Source organism: Altererythrobacter epoxidivorans (assembly GCF_001281485.1).
GTDB classification, from domain to species: Bacteria; Pseudomonadota; Alphaproteobacteria; order Sphingomonadales; family Sphingomonadaceae; genus Erythrobacter; species Erythrobacter epoxidivorans.
The window spans coordinates 242,220-262,188 of the sequence record NZ_CP012669.1 but is presented as its reverse complement, the minus strand read 5'-3'; the positions used below and the strand labels follow the sequence as shown (position 1 = coordinate 262,188).

The following is a 19,969-nucleotide window of genomic DNA, read 5'->3' as shown; positions in this document are numbered from 1 at the left end:
AGAAAAGGGCGGCATCCCGAAAGATACCGCCCTGACCAGGTTTGAAGTCCCGTAAGGTCCGCTTACGCGCCCTTGCGGATCTTGAACTTGCGCCGACCGAGGATCGCAGCGGCCGCCGCACCGAACAAGAGGGTCATCGGCGGCGCGGGGACGTCCGTCCCGCTGCTGGTGCCGCCCGAGCTGGACGAACTGCTGCTAGAGCTGCTCGACGAACTCGATGAACTGGACGAACTCGACGATCCGGACGACGAGCCCGAAGACGAAGAGGAACTGCTGCTCGAGCTGCTCGACGACGAAGACGAACTGCTTGTGCTGCTCGTGATCACGCCGGTGCTGCCGCCGCTGGTCGAAATGCCGCCGGTGCTGCTGCCCGAAGACGAGCTGGAGGAGCTGCTGCTCGACGAGCTCGAACCGCTCGACGAACCGCTGCCGCCGGACCCGCCCGAGGACGAGGAACCCGAGGAAGAGGACGAGCTGCTGGACGAGGAGCTACCGCTGGACGACCCACCGGAAGAACCGCCGCTGCCGCCCGAAGAGCTGCCATGGTGACCGCCAGAGCTGCCACCGGGACGCCCGCTCGAACCGCCCGAGCTGGACGACGAGGAGGACGAGCTTGAGGAGGACGACGAACTGCTCGAGCTCGACGAGGACGAAGAGCTGGAAACATTGCCGCTCGAGGACGAGACATTGCCCGAACTGCTCGAAACATTACCGCTTGAGGACGAAACATTGCCCGAGCTGCTCGAAACATTGCCCGAGGAAGATGAGACGTTGCCGCTGGAGCTGGAAACGGAACCTGTCGACGACGACACGTTGCCCGAACTGCTCGAGACCGATCCTGTCGACGACGAGACATTGCCCGAGCTGCTGACCGAACCGGTCGAAGTGCTGGTGCTGACGCTGCCGGTCGAGGAGCTGATCTGACCGCTGGACGATGTCGTCGACGTCGAGTTGTCGATGATGATCGTGATGCCGCCAGTGCTGCTGGTCTCGCCGCCCGAGGTGCTGCTCGAAGGCGGGGACGGCGGCGGAGCTGGATCGCCCGAGGACGAAGGCGGCGGCGGCGACGGCGGGAAATCACCGCTTGTGGTCGAACCGCTGCTGCCCGAAGTGGTCGTGGTCGAGGTCACGGTAACGCTTCCGCTCGACGAACCGCCACCTCCGAAGAAACCTCCGAAGAAACCGCCGCCAAAGCCGCCGCCGTAACCGCCGCCAAAGCCGCCCCAGCCGGGCGCGCCACCGCCGCCGCCGCTAACCGGCGGGAGTGGGGGAAGCGCTGCAGGGATCATGCGTGCGCGATAGATCGGCGGGCATTCGGCCGCATCGGAATAGGTCTCAACGACTTCGCCGCGCTTGGAGCCGCCAAGCTGGCGTTCTGCACCCGGCAGGCCGGGCATCACCGGTTCGCATTCGACAACGCGTTCGACGACGCGGCGCTTGCGCTTGATCGGCTTGGGAATCTCGCGTTCGCCAGTCTTGACGTAGCGCACCGGCTGTCCCTTCACCGGAATCGGCTTGCCCTTCATTTCGCTGGCAAAGGCCGGATCGGCGGTGGAAGGCTCCTCGGCGACGTGCACTGCACCGCCACCCAGCAGGGCCAGGCCTGCGGCGGTTGCGGACAGCTTTGCTGCTAGCATTTTGACCGACATGAGCTAATTCTCTCAACTTCTTCTCTCGGGAAACCGGGAAGCGGCGGCTCCGCATCCAGGGCATTCCCTCACGTGCAGAAGACGGTCGAGACGGTTAAACCGCAATTGCGTTAACCACGATTAGCTTACCTGACTGACGTTTTTTTGGCTCGAAACTGCGGTTCCGGGGCGAGTTGTCCCACAATGGAACCGAATCCCCGGCAGTCCTTGCCGACCTGTTAACGGTTTCCGTCAAACAGGCCCGATTGCGCGGCGCCGCTGTTTGGGGCCGGAGGGCTCATCTCCATATGCTCCCACCCGGCATCGTTGAGCATCCGCCCGCGAGCCGTGCGGGCCAGCAGGCCGAGCTGGATGAGGTAGGGCTCGATCACCTCTTCAACCGTGTCGCGCGGTTCGGCGAGCCCGGCAGCGAGCGTTTCCACCCCCACCGGCCCGCCCTTGTAGGTGGTGGCGATCATGGCGAGATAACGCCGGTCCATCGCATCGAGGCCGAGCGAATCGATCTCCAGCCGGGTGAGCGCATCGTCGGCAAGAGCGCGGGTGACAGTCGCCTGCCCTGCGACATGAGCGAAATCGCGCACCCGGCGCAGCAGGCGCCCTGCCACACGCGGCGTACCGCGGCTTCGACGCGCAATCTCGCGCGCGCCCGCGGAGTCTATCTCCATGCCGAGCAGTCTCGCGCCCCGTGTCACGACCTGGTCGAGTTCGTCATGGGTGTAGAAATTGAGCCGTACCGGAATCCCGAATCGGTCGCGCAGCGGGGTGGTCAGCAGGCCCTGGCGCGTGGTCGCACCGATCAGGGTGAAAGGCGGCAGATCGATGCGAACCGAGCGCGCCGCCGGCCCTTCGCCGATGATGATATCGAGCGCCCGGTCCTCCATCGCGGGATAGAGAACTTCCTCCACCACCGGATTGAGGCGGTGGATCTCGTCGATGAACAGGACATCGTGCGGTTCAAGATTAGTGAGCAGCGCCGCAAGATCGCCAGCCTTTGCGATCACCGGACCGCTGGTGGCGCGGAAACCGACGCCCAATTCGCGCGAAATGATCTGCGCCAGCGTGGTCTTGCCGAGGCCGGGCGGTCCGAAGAACAGCGTATGGTCCATCGCCTCGCCGCGGGACTTCGCGCTTTCGATGAAGACGCGCAGGTTATCGCGAGCAGCTTCCTGCCCGATAAACTCGGCAAGCGACTTTGGCCGCAGCGCGGCGTCGGGATCGTCAGGCTGCCGATCGGGCGAATGGAGGGGAATGGGATCGGTCATGGAAGCACTTAGCGCATTCGCCGCAACTGAACTAACTCATCGCCCAACTTTAAGGTGTCGATTAGCAAGTTAAGAGATTGTGTCATTGGCTTCACGGCCAAGCTGCCACGATATTCAGTTTTCCTTGGTCCATCTGGCCGGCAGCTATCCTTCAACGTTTTGCAGTTCGCATAGAAACGAACAATTTTGTTCGCCGTGGCGGGTTCCAGCCTGCCAATTTCCGAGCCGATTCCATGGTAGAGTGTCATATAATCAGAGTCGAAGTCGATCGCGAAAGAGAAGAGCGATTCAGGGTTTGCCCTGCTACTAGCGATGATTCCACGCAGTTCTTCTTCATATCCTAGAGACCTAAGCAGATCACAGTTAGCTTTGATCTCTGATAAAAGCGCGACAAGCACAGTATCGGCGACCTTTGCACGGTCAATTTTGTCAGTCCAAATCTTGATGCCACCGCCGAGCAGCGCACCAACGAGTGCTGCGAGAAGTTCACTCACCCCGCTGCCCTCTTTAGCGCCACGCGGATGAGGTCGCTCTCGCTTGCGCCCTCGCCCAGTTCGCCCTGCGCCCGAGCGACAGCCTGAGCCGCCACGGCAGGCTTGAAGCCGAGGTTTTCGAGAGCGCTCACCGCGTCGGCGCTTGCTCCGCCGGCAGGTGTCGCGGCTGCCGCGCCGCCAGCGATGCCGCCACCGGGAAGCGCGCCTGCCCTGTCCTTCAGCTCATTGACGATGCGGCTCGCCATCTTCGGCCCCACACCCTTCGCCCGGGCGACGGTCGCCGCATCCTGCGCCGCGCAGGCATCGCGCAATTCTCCGGTCGACAGGGCCGAAAGCACCGCCAGCGCCACCTTGCTGCCCACGCCCTGCACCTGTGTCAGCAGGCGGAACCATTCACGCTCCCCCGCCTCGGCAAAGCCGAGCAGGCGCATGTCGTTTTCGGACACCTGCAGGTCGGTGTGGACGGTGCATGCCTCGCCCTTCTCTCCCAGCGCGGCCAGCGTCTTGGCCGAACAGTGGACGAGATAGCCGACGCCGCCGACGTCGATGACGGCCCAGTCCTCGCCGGTTTCGTCGAGCAGCCCTTTGAGTTTGGCGATCATGGTTTGTTCTTGGCCGATTGCGCGCGGTTTGGCCAGAGGCGATTGCGCGATTTTACCCCGTGAAATCCTACTGGATGGAACACATGGAACACAGTCCTGGCAGTGAAAAACTGCGGCGCGAAGCACCCGCGAAGAGGCGGGCCGGCAAGGACGAATGATTTGCGGCATGGCGCATCTGTGCCATCCGGCCTTGAAGTAGGAAAACCTTCGCTTGCTCGACTTGGGCGAGCATTTTGCTAAGACAGCGCGCATGAGCTGGAACACGTTCGGGCGCGTGCTGCGCTTTACCACTTGGGGCGAAAGCCACGGACCTGCGCTGGGCGCGGTGGTCGACGGCTGCCCGTCGCAGATCGCGCTGTCGGAAAGCGACATCCAGCCGTTCCTCGATGCGCGAAAGCCCGGCCAGAGCCGCTTTACCACCCAGCGGCAAGAGGCGGACCAGGTCCGCATCCTGTCGGGCGTGTTCGAAGGCCAGACGACCGGAACGCCGATCAGCCTGATGATCGAGAACACCGACCAGCGGTCGAAAGATTATTCCGAGATCGCCAAGGCATACCGCCCGGGTCATGCCGATTACGCCTATGATGCGAAATACGGCCTGCGCGATTATCGCGGCGGTGGCCGTTCAAGCGCGCGCGAGACGGCAGCGCGTGTCGCTGCAGGGGCGGTAGCCCGCCTGATCGTCCCCGAAGTGACGATCACCGCCTATGTCTGCGAACTGGGCGGCGATGCGATCGACCGCGATGCGATGGATTTCAGCCAGATTACGCAGAACCCCTTCTTCTGCCCCGATCCCGCCGCGGCGATGCGGTGGGAAGCAAAGGTGGACGCAGCACGCAAGGCCGGATCCTCGCTCGGCGCGGTGGTCGAATGCGTGGCGACTGGCGTGCCTGCCGGATGGGGCGCGCCGATCTATGCCAAGTTGAGCGCCGACCTTGCCGCAGCGATGATGGGCATCAATGCGGTAAAGGGCGTGGAGATCGGCGACGGGTTCGAGGCAGCGCGCCTGACCGGCGAACAGAATGCCGATCCGATGCGCCCGGCAGGAGCCGGCAGCAATGATGGCGTACCTCGGTTCGAGGCCAACCATGCAGGCGGCATTGCCGGCGGTATTTCGACCGGCCAGCCCGTCGTCTGCCGCGTTGCGTTCAAGCCGACCAGCTCGATCCTGACGCCGGTGGATTCGATCACTGCCGATGGCGAAGCGACGCAGGTGCGAACCAAGGGCCGCCATGATCCCTGTGTCGGCATTCGCGGTACACCGGTGGTGGAAGCGATGATGGCGCTGGTGCTGGCCGATCACAAGCTGCTGCACCGCGCGCAGCGCGGGTAACGCATGGTGGCTTTCGGCTGGATACTCGGCGCGTTGGCGGTCTTGACCTCCAGTCTCTCGCCCGTGGCCGGCACAGCCGAACTGGACGCCTTTATCCAGGCCGAACTGCCGGATAGCGCCGCACCGGGACTGGCCTATGCGCGGGTCGAGGATGGCGAGATCGTTGCGCGTGGTTTCGGCGAGCAACTGAAGGGAAGCGGCGATGAAGTCACCGCAGACACGCTTTTCCCGATCGGATCGGTGACCAAGAGCTTCACCGCCCTTGCGATCATGCAGCTGGTCGAGGCGGATGAGATAAACCTCGATGATCCCGTGTCGAAATACCTGCCCGCGTTTGCCGACGGCGCGGGCAGCAAGATAACACTGCGCCAGCTCCTCAATCATACCAGCGGCTTTTCGACTGTTCAGGGCAACAGCCAGCATGGCAATGCGGATGCATCGCAGTTTGGCCTCGTCGAATACGCCGGGGAACTTGCCAAGGCCGGACCGGCACGCACGCCGGGAACGGCATGGGAATATTCCAACGCGAATTACCAGATCCTCGGCGCGGTCATGGAACGCGTTAGCCGAAGCTCCTACAGCGATTACGTCGATGCGCGCATTTTCGAACCGCTTGGCATGGCCAACAGCCTTGTTGCTGTCGGAGACTTCCCGGCCTCGGCTGCAACAGGCCATCGCCCATGGTTCGGCAGCGTTCGTCCTGCCGCCAGCGGCCCGCAGCATCGCATCAACGCGCCGGCGGGCGGGATAATCTCCAGCGCGAATGACATGGGCAGGTATGTCGCGATGTGGCTCAACGGGAAGGACGACGTCATTAGCGCCGCGACCAAGGCTGCCATGCTCGCGCCGTCCGGCCCCGCTTCGCAATCCTACGGGCTGGGTTGGGCGCTCGACGCCGCCCAGGGAACGGCATATCACACCGGTCTGGTACCGGGGTTCGAAACGCTTGCCTCGTTCGCCCCTGCCAAGGGGACCGGCGTAGTCGTGTTGGTCAATGCAAATGGCGGATTGGGCTTTGCCGATACCTGGTACCTGATCGGCGGTGTTTCGGCGCAGGCGATGGGCCAGGATCACAAGGATGACGGGTCGAGGATCGGACCGCAGGTGGCCTATCTTTCGATTGCGCTCCTTCCACCTCTTTTCATCTTGTTCGGGTTCATTTCATGGAAAGGCCGCTCGGGCCTGCGCCGAAAAAGGGAGAGTTCCGGGGGAAGGATCAGTCTGTGGCTGCCAGTGCTGGCGATGGGTGGTCTCGCATTCTTCCTTCTCGTCTATCTTCCGCAGATGTTCGGCGGTTCGATTGCGACGCTCCGGATCTATCAACCCGACTTCGCTCTGTGCCTGATCGCGACGGCGATACTGGCGCCGGCCTGGGCCATTTTGCGACTTGTTCTCGCGCACTCGAGAGAAGCAGCACCCATCGGCAACTGTTGAACCTCCGGATTTTCCGGCATTTTCGGAGGATACGAGGCCGTCGGATGCAAAAATTGCATCAAAAAGCGGGCGCAGGTTGCACTTTTCGAAAGTATCGCCTGATTGATCGATTATTTCAATCGTTGCAATCGGTCTAAATCGCTTTTGTGCATCGCAACAAGTCCTATCTGGGGTGTGAGTTTTCAACCCGCATCAAACCAGAAAAGGGACAATTTCCATGGGTATCATCGGTTCGACCATCAAGCCGTTCAAGGCGACCGCATTCCAGGCCGGCAAGGATTTCTTCGACGTCACCGACGAAGACGTGAAGGGCAAGTGGGCCGTATTCTTCTTCTATCCGGCCGACTTCACCTTCGTGTGCCCGACCGAACTCGAAGACCTGGGCGAGCAGTACAACATGCTCCAGAAGATGGACGTCGAAGTCTATGCCGTGTCGACCGACACGCACTTCAGCCACAAGGCATGGCACGACACGTCGGAAAAGATCGGCAAGCTGCAGTTCCCCTTCCTGGGCGACCAGAACCACGTGCTCGCCACCAATTTCGACGTGCTGCGCGAAGGCGTTGGCCTTGCCGATCGTGCCACCTTCGTGGTCGACCCCGATGGCGTGATCCAGATCATGGAACAGACCTGCGAAGGCGTCGGCCGCAATGCCAACGAACTCGCCCGCAAGATCAAGGCTGCACAATACGTTCGCGCCAACCCCGGCCAGGTCTGCCCGGCCGCCTGGGAAGAAGGCAGCGAAACGCTGGCTCCTTCGCTCGACCTCGTCGGCAAGATCTAAGCCGGTTTGAAAGTTTCGGCGGACCTCTCCCCCCTCCCTAGTCCGCCGAAAACATCGCCCGAGTCCCGTACTCGGGTCGCACGAAGGCCCGGGGCATCCTCCCCCCTCCCGATCGCCCCGGGCCTTCACAATTTCTCTCCCGACCACCCAGATCCGAGGACATTGCCATGCTCGACGATACGATGAAGCAACAGCTCAAGACCTATCTTGCCAACCTGCGCGAGCCGGTCGAACTGGTCGCATCGCTCGGCGAAGGCGAGAAGTCGGACCAGACGCGCCAGCTGCTCGAGGAAATTGCCGCGCTCCACGACGATGTGAGCGCCAGCTTCGACGGCACCGATGCGCGCAAGCCGAGCTTCATCATCCGCCGCGCAAGCGATGCGGAAAAGTGGGTTCGCTTCGCCGGCCTGCCGATGGGGCACGAGTTCACCTCGCTGGTGCTCGCGCTGCTTTGGGCCGGTGGTCACCCGCCGAAATTCGACGCCGACCTCTTGGAACAGGTGCGCGGCCTCGAAGGCGATTTCGAATTCGAGATGTATTTCTCGCTTTCCTGCCACAACTGCCCCGACGTGGTGCAGGCGCTGACGCTGATGGCGCTGGAAAACCCGCGCATCACTGCGACCCTGATCGAGGGCGGCACGTTCAAGGACGAGGTCGATGCGCGCGAGGTCATGGCCGTGCCCGCGACCTTCCTCAACGGCGAGCCCTTCTACAACGGCAAGATGGAGCTGGCCGAAATCCTCGCCAGGCTCGACACCAATGCCGATGCCAGGGCTGCGGAAAAGCTGGCTGACAAGCCGCCTTTCGAAGTGCTCGTCATCGGCGGCGGTCCGGCCGGTGCGGCTGCGGCGATCTATACCGCGCGCAAGGGCTTCAGCACCGGCATCGCGGCCGAACGCTTCGGCGGGCAGCTCAACGATACGCTCGGTATCGAGAACCTTCCCGGCACGCCCTACACCGAAGGGCCCAAGCTCGCTGCCGACCTGCAACGCCACGTCGGCGAATATGAGATCGATACGATCAACCTCGCCCGCGCGGTCGAACTGGTCCCTGCCACGAAGGAAGGCGGCCTCCACCAGGTCAGGCTCGCCAATGGAGCGACGCTGAAGGCACGCTCGCTCATCCTGTCGACCGGTGCGCGCTGGCGCAACCTCGGCGTCCCGGGTGAAGCGGAATATCGCAACAAGGGCGTGGCCTATTGCCCGCACTGCGACGGTCCGCTGTTCAAGGGCAAGCGCATTGCGGTGATCGGCGGAGGCAATTCAGGCGTGGAAGCGGCGATCGACCTTGCCAAGATCGTGGGCCACGTCACCCTGGTCGAATTCGACGAGAAGCTGCGCGCGGACGAGGTCCTGCAGGCCAAGCTGCGCAGCATGCCCAATGTCGAAATCGTCACCAGCGGCCAGACGACCGAGATCACCGGCAACAATGGCAAGGTCGACGGCATGATCGTCAAGAACCGCAAGTCGGGTGAAGAGCGGCGGATCGAGCTCGAAGGCGTGTTCGTCCAGATCGGTCTTGTCCCCAACACCGAATGGCTGGCCGAAAGCGGTCTGGAACTGTCGAAGCACGGCGAGATCGTGACCGATGAGGAAGGCCGCACCAACTTGCCCGGCATCTTCGGCGCAGGCGACGTGACCACCGTCCCCTACAAGCAGATCGTTGTCGCAATGGGCGAAGGTTCGAAGGCCGGCCTGTCTGCCTTCGACTATCTGATCCGTACCGAACCGGTGGAAGAGATCGCAGCCGCCGCCTGACGGCCCGCAGCGCTTAATGGCTTCAAGACCGCCGTCTCCCACCCCGGGAGGCGGCGGTTTTGACATGGGACAATGACTCCCCTTCCAATCGGATCAATAAATCAATCAATAGGAATTAATCGATTGGACAGTTTACCGGTCGAGGCCCATCCTCGACGGGTAAGGCTCGGAAATTACCCGAGTCCCCCCTTTTGGAGAGAGGAGAATATCCCGATGGACGCAAAGACAGGTGAAATGAGCGGCGGCTGCCCCTTCCACGGAGACGGCGGTACGCGTGCCCTGTTCGGCCGCACCAACAAGGACTGGTGGCCCGATGCGCTCGACCTCTCCATCCTCACGCAGGAAGGCAAATCGGTCGATCCGCTGGGTGAAGACTTCGACTATTGCGAAGCGTTCAACGCGATCGACTATGACGCGCTGAAGGCAGACCTGACCGCGCTGATGACCGACAGCCAGGAATGGTGGCCGGCAGACTATGGCCATTACGGCCCCTTCTTCATCCGCATGGCCTGGCACGCCGCCGGTACCTATCGCACCAGCGACGGTCGCGGCGGTGCAGGCAGCGGCCAACAGCGCTTCGCCCCCCTCAACAGCTGGCCGGACAACGGCAACCTCGACAAGGCACGCCGCCTGCTGTGGCCGATCAAGCAGAAATACGGCAACCACATCAGCTGGGCCGACCTGTTCGTGCTGACCGGCAATGTCGCGATCGAAAGCATGGGCGGCCCGACCTTCGGCTTCGGCGGCGGCCGCAAGGACGTGTACGAGCCGGAAACGGTTTACTGGGGCACCGAAGACCTGTGGGTCGACCAGGGCGCCGAAACGCGCATCATCCCGGATGAAGGCAAGGCGCTGGAAACCCCGCTCGCAGCGATCCAGATGGGCCTCATCTACGTCAATCCGGAAGGTCCGGGCGGCAACCCGCACGACGATGAAGGCATGGCTCGCGACATGCGCGAAACCTTTGCCCGCATGGCTATGAACGACGAGGAAACCGTCGCCCTGACTGCAGGCGGCCACACCTTCGGCAAGGCCCACGGTGCCGTGCCCGCGGATCAGCTCAGCGGATCGCCCGAAAGCGAAGCGCTGGAACTGATGGGCTTTGGCTGGGCAACAGATGCCGACCAGATCGGCGAAGGCCACATCACCACTTCGGGTATCGAAGGTGCGTGGACCAACACGCCGGACAAATGGACGGAAAACTACTTCCGCCTGCTGCTCGACTACGATTACGAGCTGGTCCAGTCGCCGGCCGGTGCCAACCAGTGGCAGCCGATCAACCCGAAGGAAGAGGACATGGCGCCCGACGCCCGCGATCCTTCCAAGAAGGTGCCAACGATGATGACCACCGCGGACATGCAGCTGAAGCGCGATCCGGAATATCGCAAGATTTCCGAACGCTTCCGCAACGACCACGAAGCGTTCAAGGATGCCTTTGCCCGCGCATGGTTCAAGCTGACCCACCGCGACATGGGGCCCAAGGCTCGCTATCTCGGCCCCGAAGTTCCGTCCGAAGACCTGATCTGGCAGGATCCGGTACCGGCCGGAACCAAGCCGTCGGATAGCGCGGTTGCGGACTTCAAGGCGAAGGTGATGGGCAGCGGCCTGTCGGTTTCGGAACTGGTCAAGGCGGCCTGGGCCTCGGCCTCGACCTATCGCAATTCGGACCATCGCGGCGGTGCCAACGGCGCACACATCCGCTTCGACGAGATCAGGAACTGGGCGGTCAACGACCCCGAGGAACTGGGCAAGGTCCTGGCCAAGCTCGACGAACTTCGCGGCGACATCTCGATGGCCGATGCGATCGTGCTGGCAGGCGCGGCTGCGGTCGAAAAGGCTGCGAAGGACGGCGGCTTTGACCTCAGCGTCACTGTCTCCACCGGTCGCGGCGACGCCCGCCGCGAAGACTTCGACGCTGAAAGCTGGGAGCCGCTGGAACCGTTCGCCGACGGGTTCCGCAACTACCTCAAGACCAAAGCCACGGTGAAGACCGAGGACATGCTGATCGACCGGGCCAACCTGCTCGGCCTGTCGGTGCCGGAGATGACCGTGCTTCTCGGCGGCCTGCGCGCACTGGGTGCGGTCAGCAAGCATGCCGACCACGGCAATTCGATCGGTGTCCTGACCGACCGGCCGGGCGTGCTCAGCAACGACTTCTTCGTCAACCTGCTCGACATGGGCACCAAATGGCGCACCGTCGACAAGAGCGGCGACGAGGAATTTGTCGGTACCGACCGCAAGTCGGGCGAGGAAAAGTGGCGTGCGACCCGCACCGATCTCGTGTTCGGTTCGAACAGCCAGCTGCGTGCCCTGTCAGAAGTCTATGCCGCCAATGGCAATGAAGCGAAGTTCGCAAGCGACTTCGTCAAGGCATGGACCAAGGTGATGGATGCCGACCGCTTCGACCTGAAGATGGCGAAATATCACTGATCTGCCTGAGGCCATTGAGGCCCCGACAATGATCGAATGAAAAGAGCCGGTCACCTTCCATGGGTGGCCGGCTTTTTCGTTTCGCGCTCAGATCCAGCCGGCGTCTTTCAGCACGGCGACTTTGGCGCGGCTGACCGGTGCCGTGATGCCGTTGCCGAGCACGAGCCGCACATTGCGCCCTTCGCGTTCGACGTCCTCCACCGCGCCGCGCGCGACCCACCAGCTGCGGTGGACCTGCATGCCTTCGATCCCGCCGAGTTCCGCCACGGCATCGCGCATCCGCATCAGGATCAGCTCCGATCCGAGCGGGGTATGCGCCCGCACGTAATGGTCCTCCATTTCCAGGGCGATGAGGTCGGAACCCAGCGCTGGCGGCAGACGCTCGAGGAATTGCGCCTTTCGTCGCATGGCCGCGGTCGGAGCGCCGGCTTCTGATGCCCCCGCTTCTTCGGTTGCTGGTGGGGACATCAGGGTCGTGATGAAAGTGATCATCCCGCCAATCACGACCACGTAGAGATAGTGCTCGATCGCCTTGTCGGCGCCAGGCCAATCGATGTTGCCGGGAAAGCGCGGCAGCACCCAGACGACCACCGCCATCGGGATGGACGACAGCAGAACCCCGGCCAGCCGCAGGGCCGATACGGGCAGGTCGAGCGCCGGAGCCAGGCGCTGCGCCAGCGTGTCGATCGGGGAGTAGAGCGCGTATCCGATGAAGCAGAACAGCACCCATGCGATGAGGCGCAGGCCGATCGGCTCACGGAATGTCCCGAGCGGACCGATCAGGGCCAGCACGACCCCGATCACCGCCATGATCGCGAAATCGACCAGCAGCTTGCGCAGCAGCGCTTTGCGCCCGGATGGGTATGCAGCGTTCATTGCGCGCGAAACTAGCGCCCATTCGCGCTTCGTAAAGTGGCAGAAGGCCCTGTTTCCGCGCCTTTCACGCAGTAACCAGCCGGTTCGCGAAAGCCGGATTGCGGGGACCATGGCGGGCGGCAAGGATCGGCGCAGACAACCGATCCACCTGAGGTTTTGCAATGACAATTCTCGCCACCATGCTTTCGCCATCCAATCCGCCAGCCAAGGGCTTCGACCTTTCGCCCGCCATGCGCGGCATCGTCCTCGCTGCATCGACCATTCTCACGGCAATGGCGCTTTATGCGATCCTGCGCGCCATGCTGGGGATCGCGCCTGCCCATCCCAATATCCGCAGCGCCGCCATCGTCCTTCATGTCGTCTCGGTTATCCCGGCCATTCCGCTGGGCGGCTACCTGCTGCTGAGCCGGAAAGGGACTGCCCTCCACAAGCAGTTGGGCAAGTTATGGATCGCGATGATGGTCGTCACCGCGCTTTCCGCGATCTTCATCCGGACGAGCGGCTCCTTCAGTTTCATCCATGTCTTCGTGCCCCTCACCCTGATCGGCGCGTGGCAGACCGTGCGCTACGCCCGGCTGGGTCGCATCGCCGAGCATCGCAAGCAGATCGTCGGCATGTACCTGGGCGCATTGATGATCCCCGGGCTTGTCGCATTCCTCCTGCCGGGACGCTTGATGAACGTGTGGACGTTCGGCTGGCCGGCATAAGCGGCTATCCGCGCATCACCGCGCGCGTTATGGCGCGTGCATGAGCACCGCTTTCTCCTTCCCCGCCCGCATGGTCGCAGGCCTGATCGCTATCCTCGCTGCAGCGACCTTCGCGGTTCAGGTTTCGATCAATGACGGCTCGCCATTGACGGCATTCGTCATGCTGTTCCGCTTCTTTACGATCTGGAGCAATTTTTCCGCGGGAGCGATCATGGCCTGGGTCGCGACCGGAAGGGGCGTCGACCGGCGTGTGCTGTTGGCGCTCGCCACGGCGCTGAGCGTTGTGGCGCTGGTCTATCACGCGCTTCTGGCGGCAGATCACCATCCGGTGGGCCTCGACTGGTGGACCAACCTGTCATTCCACACGCTGATACCGGCATCGGTTATCGGCTGGTGGATGGTGGTAACTCGCAAGGACGGCTTCCAGCCGCGGCGGGTGCCGTTCGTGATGATAGCGCCGGTGCTCTACACCGTTTTTGCCCTGGGATATGGCGAATTGTCCGGCTTCTACGCCTATTTCTTCATCGACAAATCGGTGCTCGGATGGCCGCAGCTGATCGCCAATATCGTCGGCCTCGCAGCATTCTTCATGGCGATGGGCGTCTTGCTGATGGGGCTGCGCAGCCTGGTCTGGCGGCGGCGCGATGGTGCCGCGCCTAGCGCCGCCGCTTGAGCATCAAGTAAAGCGCGCCTTCGCCGCCGTGGCGGATATGGGCGCGGCGGATTGCGGCGATCGCATCCGCGTGCCTGCTCGCCGCAAGCCAGTCGAGAATCTTGGCACGGATCGCCCCGCGGCGCTCCGCCCGATCGGCAGGATCGACGGGCCGCGAGCGTCCGGTGATCAGCAACACGACGCGCGCATCCATTGCCCGCGCCTGGTCAAGGCCGGACATCAGGCGGTCATATGCCTGGTCGAGCGTATGCCCATGCAGGTCGAGCGTGAAATCGGGTTGCACCGCCCCGCCCTTGATCCGCCTGTCCCAGTGCCCGTCGAGACCGCCCGCCTGGATCGGCGGCGCCGGTGGTGGCAGCGGGACCTTGCGCGGTGCCTGTGGCTTGAGCGGGCCTTTTGCAGGCTTCGCGGCGGGGGTTTTGGGTACCGCGGGTGGCGGCGACGGGATTACGTGCTTGCGAACCGGCTTGGTTCCGGGAAGCGGCGTGACAGTCGCGGCGAGCTTCGCCCACGCAACCGATTCTTCATCGCTGAGGCCCCGAGGGACGCTCATCGCGTGGACTGGAGGCGGGCCACCGTACCCTTTGGCAACAGAACAAGCGCATTGCCCCGTGCGCTCATGCCGCCAGCGATCCGCCGCGCATCCTCGCCTGCGCCCCAGAAGGTGTCGAAACGGTTCGCGCCTTTGATGGCGCCTCCGGTATCCTGCGCGATCCAGAGGCCGTTTGCCTCCTGCCGGTCCATCTGCAGCCAAACGGGTGCACCCAGCGGCACGAAACGCGGATCTGCAGCGACCGAGCTTTCCCGCCTGACCGGCACGCCCAGCGCGCCGAGCGGACCATCGCCCTTCAGTTCTCGGAAGAAGATCCAGCTCTTGTTGAGCCGCATGAGCTCGCGCCCTTCGACCGGATTTTCACGGATATAGGCCATGATTCCCTGCATCGATCCGGAGTACTGGCCGGGTCCGTCGCCCAGCAGGCCGCGTTCGCGCATGACCCCGCCGATGCCGACGTATTCGCGGCCATTCTGACCGGCATAGCCGATGCGGATGACTTCGCCCTGCGGCGTGATCAGCCGACCCGAGCCCTGGATCTGGAGGAAGAACAGCTCGACCGGATCGGCGGCGTAGGCAATTTCGAGCCCGCGCCCTGCCAATGCGCCATCCTCTATCTCGGCCCGCTCGTAATAGGGGACGAACCCGCCCGAGGCGTCGTAACGGCCGAGCGGCGCGCGTCCGGTCCTTTCGGCCATGGGAATGTCATCGTGCCATGCCCTGATCAATTCGGGCGGCATGCCATAGACCGGCGTTTCGCAGCCCGGCTGGCGGATGCGGCAGCCCTTGATCTCCGGCTCGAAATAGCCGGTCGCGAATGCCTCGCCAGAACCGATGCGGGCGGTTTCGAAATGCTGCAGGAAGAAGCGGGGCGCATCGCCCACTGGCCATGATCTCGCGGCATCGCAGGCAGGTTTCCAGTCGCCGCCATTGGTCAGGCCGCTCTGGTCGCTGCGAGCCAGCAGTTTAGGGCATGAATCGAGGAAGCTGGCGAGCGCGGTCCCGGCATCGCCCGGCGACAGCGCGAGCGCGCCGACGCTCGGACCATGGGTTATGCCGGCAAAGCTGGCACTGCTGACGGTCGTTACGGCGGGCTGTGTCGGCGTCGCGGTCTGTGGCGGTGTGCTTTCGGGCACCAGCCGTACGCAACCGGAAAGCGCGATCAGAGCGGCTAGCGCCAGCCCCTTGCCAGGCCAGTGCCGCATCATCCGCTCCCCTTCCCTTACCAGTGATCAGCCAGGCTGGATCAGCCTTCGTCGGTTTCGTCCAGCACCCAGTCTGGACCGGCAGAATCGACATTGCGCGAGAATGTCCAGATGTCGCGGCTTTCGATCGCATCGTCGAGCGAACCGGCGACGACATTGCCGTCCTTGTCGCGCGTCACCGCGGCAACGTCGGCGACGAACAGCACGGCCACGCGGGCCATGCGGCCATCGAGGCTGGCGGAATGGATCCGCGTTTCCTCGATCCGGATGAGCTTGTTGTCGAGCGTGTATCCGGCAGCTTCGCGTTCGTCGATCGCGGCGCTGAAACTGGCATAGACGTCGTCGTCGCACAGTTCCTTCAGCGTCGCCTTGTCGCCGCTCCAGAATGCTTCGAGGACCATGCCATAGGCACCTTTGGCGCCATCGATGAAATTGATGATGTCGAACCGGGGATCGACCGATGCGATTTCGCGAACACCGCGTTCCACCGCGGGCAGCGCACCTTCGAGGCGCGGCATGCGAGCGCGTGCCTGGGCCTGCGCTTCTGCGGGCGCGGCAGCGGGCGGCACGGCCTTGTCACCGGCGTCGAAACGGCTGGGAATCACCTCTTCCTCGTGCTCGGCCCGCTGGCCCAGCACAGAATAGAGCCTCAGCCCCAGAAAGGCCGCGATCATGGCGAGGATGATGATTTCAAGTATCACTAATTCTTACCCGGTCGTGCGGCGCGACATCGTGCCGCACCTGTGATGCCCCTCCGTGCCTTAAATAGGGGCTAAATTCAAATGGACAAACCCCCGACGCGGCAAATCGGAGCGCAGGGTAGTTAAATCGGGCAACAAGGCCGCTTCACATTCGCAGCCGTGTTGCGAGGTCGCTGTTGCAGTGCTAGGCGCGCGACCAATCCGTCCACACTGCGGACACTAGCGTAATTCACGAGAGAAAGACAATTATCATGGCCGAAGAAGGCGACGTTCTCACCGATCTCAACCTCGACCCTGCAGCCGCAAACGGCGCCGACACCACGCCGAGCGCAGGCATCATCACGCAGTATGTGAAGGACATGTCGGTCGAGAACCCGAACGCTCCGACCTGCTTCCAGTGGACCGAGCAGCCGCAGATCGACGTGCAGTTCAACATCGGCGCCGTGCAGGTGAACAACGAAGTTCACGAAGTCGAACTGAAGATCAATCTCGACGCAGCGACCAGCCAGGGCAAGTCCTACCTCGTCGAACTGGTCTATTGCGGCCTTGTCGGTGTTCGTAACCTCGGTGAAGACCAGACGCACGCCTTCCTTTACGCAGAAGCTCCGCGCCTGCTGTTCCCCTTCGCCCGCCGTGTGCTGGCAGATGCGGTTCGCGATGCCGGTTTCCCGCCGATGATGCTCGACCCGATCGACTTCAACGGCCTTTACCTGCAGCAGCTGCAGGCGAAGCGCGAAGGCGAAGCTGCCGAAGGCGCGGGCGACACGCCCCCGGCCGGCGAAGCCTGATCAGCATGATCCGGGGGCAGCGCCGATGAGCCTGCTCAAGCATGTCGGGACGATCGGCTCGCTGACGATGGTGAGCCGCGTCGCCGGCATGGCGCGCGAGATGATCTTCAGCCGCGTGCTCGGCGCCAATGCGGTGACCGACGCGTGGTTCCAGGCGTTCATCATTCCCAATGTCTTCCGCCGCCTGTTTGCGGAAGGCGCCTTTTCGGCCGCCTTCGTGCCGATGTTCTCCAAGCGCCTGCATGGCGATGGCGGGCTGGACGATGCGCGCAGCTTCTCCGACGATGTGCTGAGCGTATTCCTGCCGGTCCTCATCGCCCTGTGCGCGGTGATGATGCTGGCAATGCCGTGGGTCATATATCTCTTGTCCGACAAGCCGGTCGATCCGGTGGAGTTCGACATTTCCGTGGCGTTTGCGCGGATCATGTTCCCCTACATCCTGCTGATCAGCCTGGTGACCCTGTTCACCGGGATGCTCAATTCGGTCAGCCGGTTCGCGCCGGGCGCCAGCTTCCCCATCATCCTCAATCTTGTGCTGATATCGGCGCTGCTCGGCAGCGAATATGCCGCCGATGCATTCGGGTGGAGCGTTGAGGACGTCGGTTATGCGATTGCATGGGCAGTACCGATCGCGGGCTTGCTGCAGCTTGCGTGGCTCTACATCTGGACCCGCGTCGAAGGATTCCGGCCGCGCATCCTGTGGCCGCGCATCACGCCAGAGGTAAAACGGCTGTCGATCATCGCGCTACCTGCTGCCATCGGCGGCGGAGCCTACCAGATCAACACGCTGGTCCAGCTCTATTTCCTCAACCAGCTGGCGACCGGTTCGGTCAGTCACATGAACTATGCCGACCGGTTGAACCAGCTGCCGCTGGGCATCATCGGCATCGCCCTGTCGACCGCGATCCTGCCCACACTTTCGAGGTTCGTCGGCGGCAAGAACAAGGAGGGCGCGGATCGCATCCAGTCCGACGCCATCGAGCTGTCGATGCTGCTGACGATCCCTGCGGCAGTTGCCCTCGCCATCTGTGCGACACCTTTCATCACCATGCTTTTCCAGGGTGGCCGCTTCACATTGGAAGATGCCAATGCGGCGGGCGCAGTGCTCGGCGTGCTGGTCCTCGGCCTGCCCGCCTATGTGCTGGTGAAGGTGCTGGTGCCCAATTTCTATGCCCGGTCCGATACACGCACGCCGGTCTATGCCGCGTTCATTTCGCTGGTCGTCTTCGTGATCAGCTGCATCTGGAACGTCGGCCTTACCCTGCCGGGCTTTGCGATCGAGCCGCTGGGTTACGGCGTGCCGGGCATCGCCGCCGCCAGTGTCATCGGCGCATGGATCAACGTCGGCTATCTCTATGCCGTGCTGGCAAAGCGCGGATATTACACCATGCCGCTCAGCCTCTTCGCCCGCCTGCTGCGGCAATTCGTGGCTGCGGCAGCAATGGGCGCAGCCTTGTGGTTCGCCCGTGATTTGCTAACCGGCTGGTACTCTGCCGGCTTCTTCGAGCGCATCGGCGCATTGCTCGTGCTGGTCGGTTGTTCGGCAGTGGTCTATTTCGGCGTGGCTTATGCCGTGGGCGCCATCGACAGGCAGCGCATCGCTGCCCTCACCAGAAAGAAAGAAGCGTAGGTTTCATGCGTGTAGTTTCCGGCATCCAGCCAACGGGCAACCTCCACCTGGGCAATTACCTCGGGGCGATCCGCAACTGGGTGCGCATGCAGGACGAAATGGAAGAGGGCAGCGAGTGCCTGTTCTTCCTTGCCGACCTTCACGCGATTTCCATGCCGCACGATCCGGCCGAACTGCGCCGGGCGACGCTTGAAATGGCCGCTGCGCTGGTCGCGTGCGGCATCGATCCGTCGCGCTCGGTCCTCTTCAACCAGGCCCAGGTTCCCGCGCATCCCGAGTTGCAGTGGCTGCTCAACGGCACGGCGCGGATGGGCTGGCTCAACCGCATGACGCAGTTCAAGGACAAGAGCGGCAAGAACCGCGAAGGTGCCAGCGTCGCGCTGTTCACCTATCCCGTGCTGCAGGCCGCCGACGTGCTGTTGTACCAGGCGACGCACGTTCCCGTGGGCGAAGACCAGAAACAGCATCTCGAACTGGCGCGCGACATCGCGCAGAAGTTCAACAACGACTTCGCGACCGAGGACGCGCCCGTCTTCACCCTGCCCGAGCCCTACATCCCGCCTGCCGCGGCGCGCATCATGAGCCTGCGCGACGGGTCGAAGAAGATGAGCAAGTCCGATCCTTCGGACATGAGCCGGATCGAACTGGTCGACGACCCCGACACGGTGATGAAGAAGATCAAGAAGGCGAAGACCGACCCCGAGCCCCTGCCGGGCGAGGAAGCCGGGCTTGCCGACCGGCCCGAGGCGCTGAACCTGGTCACCATCTATGCCGCGCTGACGGACGGTTCGGTCGAATCCGTACTAAGGGATTTTGGCGGACAGGGCTTCGGCGCGTTCAAGCCTGCACTGGGCGAAGTGCTGGTGGAAACCCTGCGCCCGATTTCGTCGCGATTTGCCGAGCTGCTCGACGATCGGGAATCTCTCGACGCGATCCTTGCCCGCGGCGCGGCCAAGGCGCGCGAAATGGGCGGTCCGACGCTGGATGCCACCTACAAGGCGCTCGGTCTGGTTCGCGGCTAACCGTCATCATTCAGGGTCCAAGCGCCTGAAACGGCATATGATATGTTAAAACGCACGTTCAAAGCCGGT

The 19,969-nt window shown here is 63.2% G+C and carries 20 protein-coding genes; 13 read left to right on the top strand and 7 right to left on the bottom strand.

The genetic code is table 11. The features are described 5' to 3' along the window. Nucleotides 1–87 precede the first annotated feature (87 nt). The 3 genes from AMC99_RS01320 to AMC99_RS14200 all read left to right on the top strand — a co-directional run bounded on the left by AMC99_RS01320 (nucleotide 88) and on the right by AMC99_RS14200 (nucleotide 1,206). On the top strand, nucleotides 88–549 hold the full coding sequence (locus AMC99_RS01320; RefSeq protein ID WP_157058223.1) for a hypothetical protein: 462 nt from the start codon (nucleotides 88–90) through the stop codon (nucleotides 547–549). Nucleotides 550–666: 117 nt separating this feature from the next. Then, a complete protein-coding gene (locus tag AMC99_RS14205; protein WP_061921795.1) occupies nucleotides 667–924 on the top strand; it encodes a hypothetical protein in 258 nt (85 codons plus the stop codon). A gap of 33 nt (nucleotides 925–957) precedes the next feature. Then, nucleotides 958–1,206, top strand: coding sequence for a hypothetical protein (locus AMC99_RS14200; protein WP_061921791.1), 249 nt, complete (start codon nucleotides 958–960; stop codon nucleotides 1,204–1,206). A 661-nt stretch (nucleotides 1,207–1,867) separates the two neighbouring features. On the opposite strand, the gene ruvB is transcribed toward AMC99_RS14200, so the two are convergent. Genes ruvB through ruvA form a run of 3 tightly spaced genes read right to left on the bottom strand, consistent with a single transcriptional unit; the run spans nucleotide 1,868 to nucleotide 4,007 of the window. After that, nucleotides 1,868–2,911 carry a Holliday junction branch migration DNA helicase RuvB gene (gene ruvB / locus AMC99_RS01305; RefSeq protein WP_061921788.1) on the bottom strand — a complete coding sequence of 348 codons (1,044 nt, stop codon included), beginning with the start codon at nucleotides 2,909–2,911 and terminating at the stop codon, nucleotides 1,868–1,870. An 8-nt stretch (nucleotides 2,912–2,919) separates the two neighbouring features. Then, nucleotides 2,920–3,405 carry a hypothetical protein gene (locus AMC99_RS01300; protein WP_061921785.1) on the bottom strand — a complete coding sequence of 162 codons (486 nt, stop codon included), beginning with the start codon at nucleotides 3,403–3,405 and terminating at the stop codon, nucleotides 2,920–2,922. Further along, nucleotides 3,402–4,007, bottom strand: coding sequence for a Holliday junction branch migration protein RuvA (ruvA, locus tag AMC99_RS01295; protein WP_061921782.1), 606 nt, complete (start codon nucleotides 4,005–4,007; stop codon nucleotides 3,402–3,404). Before ruvA ends, AMC99_RS01300 begins: the two co-directional genes overlap by 4 nt. A gap of 250 nt (nucleotides 4,008–4,257) precedes the next feature. On the opposite strand from ruvA, the gene aroC reads away from it, so the two are divergent. The 5 genes from aroC (at nucleotide 4,258) to katG (ending at nucleotide 11,745) form a co-directional block, all read left to right on the top strand. Further along, nucleotides 4,258–5,340, top strand: coding sequence for a chorismate synthase (gene aroC, locus AMC99_RS01290; RefSeq protein ID WP_061927518.1), 1,083 nt, complete (start codon nucleotides 4,258–4,260; stop codon nucleotides 5,338–5,340). 63 nt (nucleotides 5,341–5,403) lie between these two features. After that, nucleotides 5,404–6,774: a serine hydrolase domain-containing protein gene (locus AMC99_RS01285; protein ID WP_198143556.1), complete on the top strand. Its 1,371-nt coding sequence runs from the start codon at nucleotides 5,404–5,406 to the stop codon at nucleotides 6,772–6,774. Nucleotides 6,775–6,991: 217 nt separating this feature from the next. Continuing rightward, entirely contained in the window at nucleotides 6,992–7,558 is a 567-nt protein-coding gene (gene ahpC / locus AMC99_RS01280; protein ID WP_061921776.1) for an alkyl hydroperoxide reductase subunit C, read from the top strand. A gap of 167 nt (nucleotides 7,559–7,725) precedes the next feature. Then, nucleotides 7,726–9,315 carry an alkyl hydroperoxide reductase subunit F gene (gene ahpF, locus AMC99_RS01275; protein ID WP_061921773.1) on the top strand — a complete coding sequence of 530 codons (1,590 nt, stop codon included), beginning with the start codon at nucleotides 7,726–7,728 and terminating at the stop codon, nucleotides 9,313–9,315. Between the two features lie 213 nt (nucleotides 9,316–9,528). Next, complete coding sequence (gene katG / locus AMC99_RS01270) at nucleotides 9,529–11,745, top strand: catalase/peroxidase HPI (protein WP_061921770.1); 2,217 nt, start codon at nucleotides 9,529–9,531, stop codon at nucleotides 11,743–11,745. 87 nt (nucleotides 11,746–11,832) lie between these two features. Here the strand turns inward: katG and AMC99_RS01265 are convergent, their stop codons facing one another. Further along, on the bottom strand, nucleotides 11,833–12,621 hold the full coding sequence (locus AMC99_RS01265; RefSeq protein ID WP_061921768.1) for a LytTR family DNA-binding domain-containing protein: 789 nt from the start codon (nucleotides 12,619–12,621) through the stop codon (nucleotides 11,833–11,835). Nucleotides 12,622–12,782: 161 nt separating this feature from the next. Here AMC99_RS01265 and AMC99_RS01260 point away from each other — a divergent pair, with 161 nt between their 5' ends. Both AMC99_RS01260 and AMC99_RS01255 read left to right on the top strand, forming a co-directional pair. Next, nucleotides 12,783–13,328: a DUF2306 domain-containing protein gene (locus AMC99_RS01260; RefSeq protein WP_061921765.1), complete on the top strand. Its 546-nt coding sequence runs from the start codon at nucleotides 12,783–12,785 to the stop codon at nucleotides 13,326–13,328. A 40-nt stretch (nucleotides 13,329–13,368) separates the two neighbouring features. After that, nucleotides 13,369–14,001: a Pr6Pr family membrane protein gene (locus tag AMC99_RS01255; protein ID WP_061921762.1), complete on the top strand. Its 633-nt coding sequence runs from the start codon at nucleotides 13,369–13,371 to the stop codon at nucleotides 13,999–14,001. On the opposite strand, the gene AMC99_RS01250 is transcribed toward AMC99_RS01255, so the two are convergent. Genes AMC99_RS01250 through AMC99_RS01240 form a run of 3 tightly spaced genes read right to left on the bottom strand, consistent with a single transcriptional unit; the run spans nucleotide 13,985 to nucleotide 16,460 of the window. After that, entirely contained in the window at nucleotides 13,985–14,554 is a 570-nt protein-coding gene (locus AMC99_RS01250; RefSeq protein WP_061921759.1) for a Smr/MutS family protein, read from the bottom strand. The genes AMC99_RS01255 and AMC99_RS01250 overlap by 17 nt on opposite strands. Beyond that, a complete protein-coding gene (mltA, locus tag AMC99_RS01245) occupies nucleotides 14,551–15,759 on the bottom strand; it encodes a murein transglycosylase A (protein WP_157058345.1) in 1,209 nt (402 codons plus the stop codon). Before mltA ends, AMC99_RS01250 begins: the two co-directional genes overlap by 4 nt. Nucleotides 15,760–15,800: 41 nt before the next feature. Continuing rightward, entirely contained in the window at nucleotides 15,801–16,460 is a 660-nt protein-coding gene (locus tag AMC99_RS01240; protein WP_061921753.1) for a Tim44/TimA family putative adaptor protein, read from the bottom strand. Nucleotides 16,461–16,711: 251 nt separating this feature from the next. On the opposite strand from AMC99_RS01240, the gene secB reads away from it, so the two are divergent. The 3 genes from secB to trpS are packed head-to-tail and all read left to right on the top strand — an operon-like array spanning nucleotide 16,712 to nucleotide 19,900. Continuing rightward, on the top strand, nucleotides 16,712–17,248 hold the full coding sequence (gene secB, locus AMC99_RS01235) for a protein-export chaperone SecB (protein WP_061921750.1): 537 nt from the start codon (nucleotides 16,712–16,714) through the stop codon (nucleotides 17,246–17,248). A 25-nt stretch (nucleotides 17,249–17,273) separates the two neighbouring features. Next, nucleotides 17,274–18,878: a murein biosynthesis integral membrane protein MurJ gene (gene murJ, locus AMC99_RS01230; protein WP_061921747.1), complete on the top strand. Its 1,605-nt coding sequence runs from the start codon at nucleotides 17,274–17,276 to the stop codon at nucleotides 18,876–18,878. 5 nt (nucleotides 18,879–18,883) lie between these two features. Further along, the gene (gene trpS, locus AMC99_RS01225) at nucleotides 18,884–19,900 is read left to right on the top strand and encodes a tryptophan--tRNA ligase (RefSeq protein ID WP_061921744.1); all 1,017 of its coding nucleotides are present in this window, start codon (nucleotides 18,884–18,886) and stop codon (nucleotides 19,898–19,900) included. Nucleotides 19,901–19,969 lie beyond the last annotated feature (69 nt).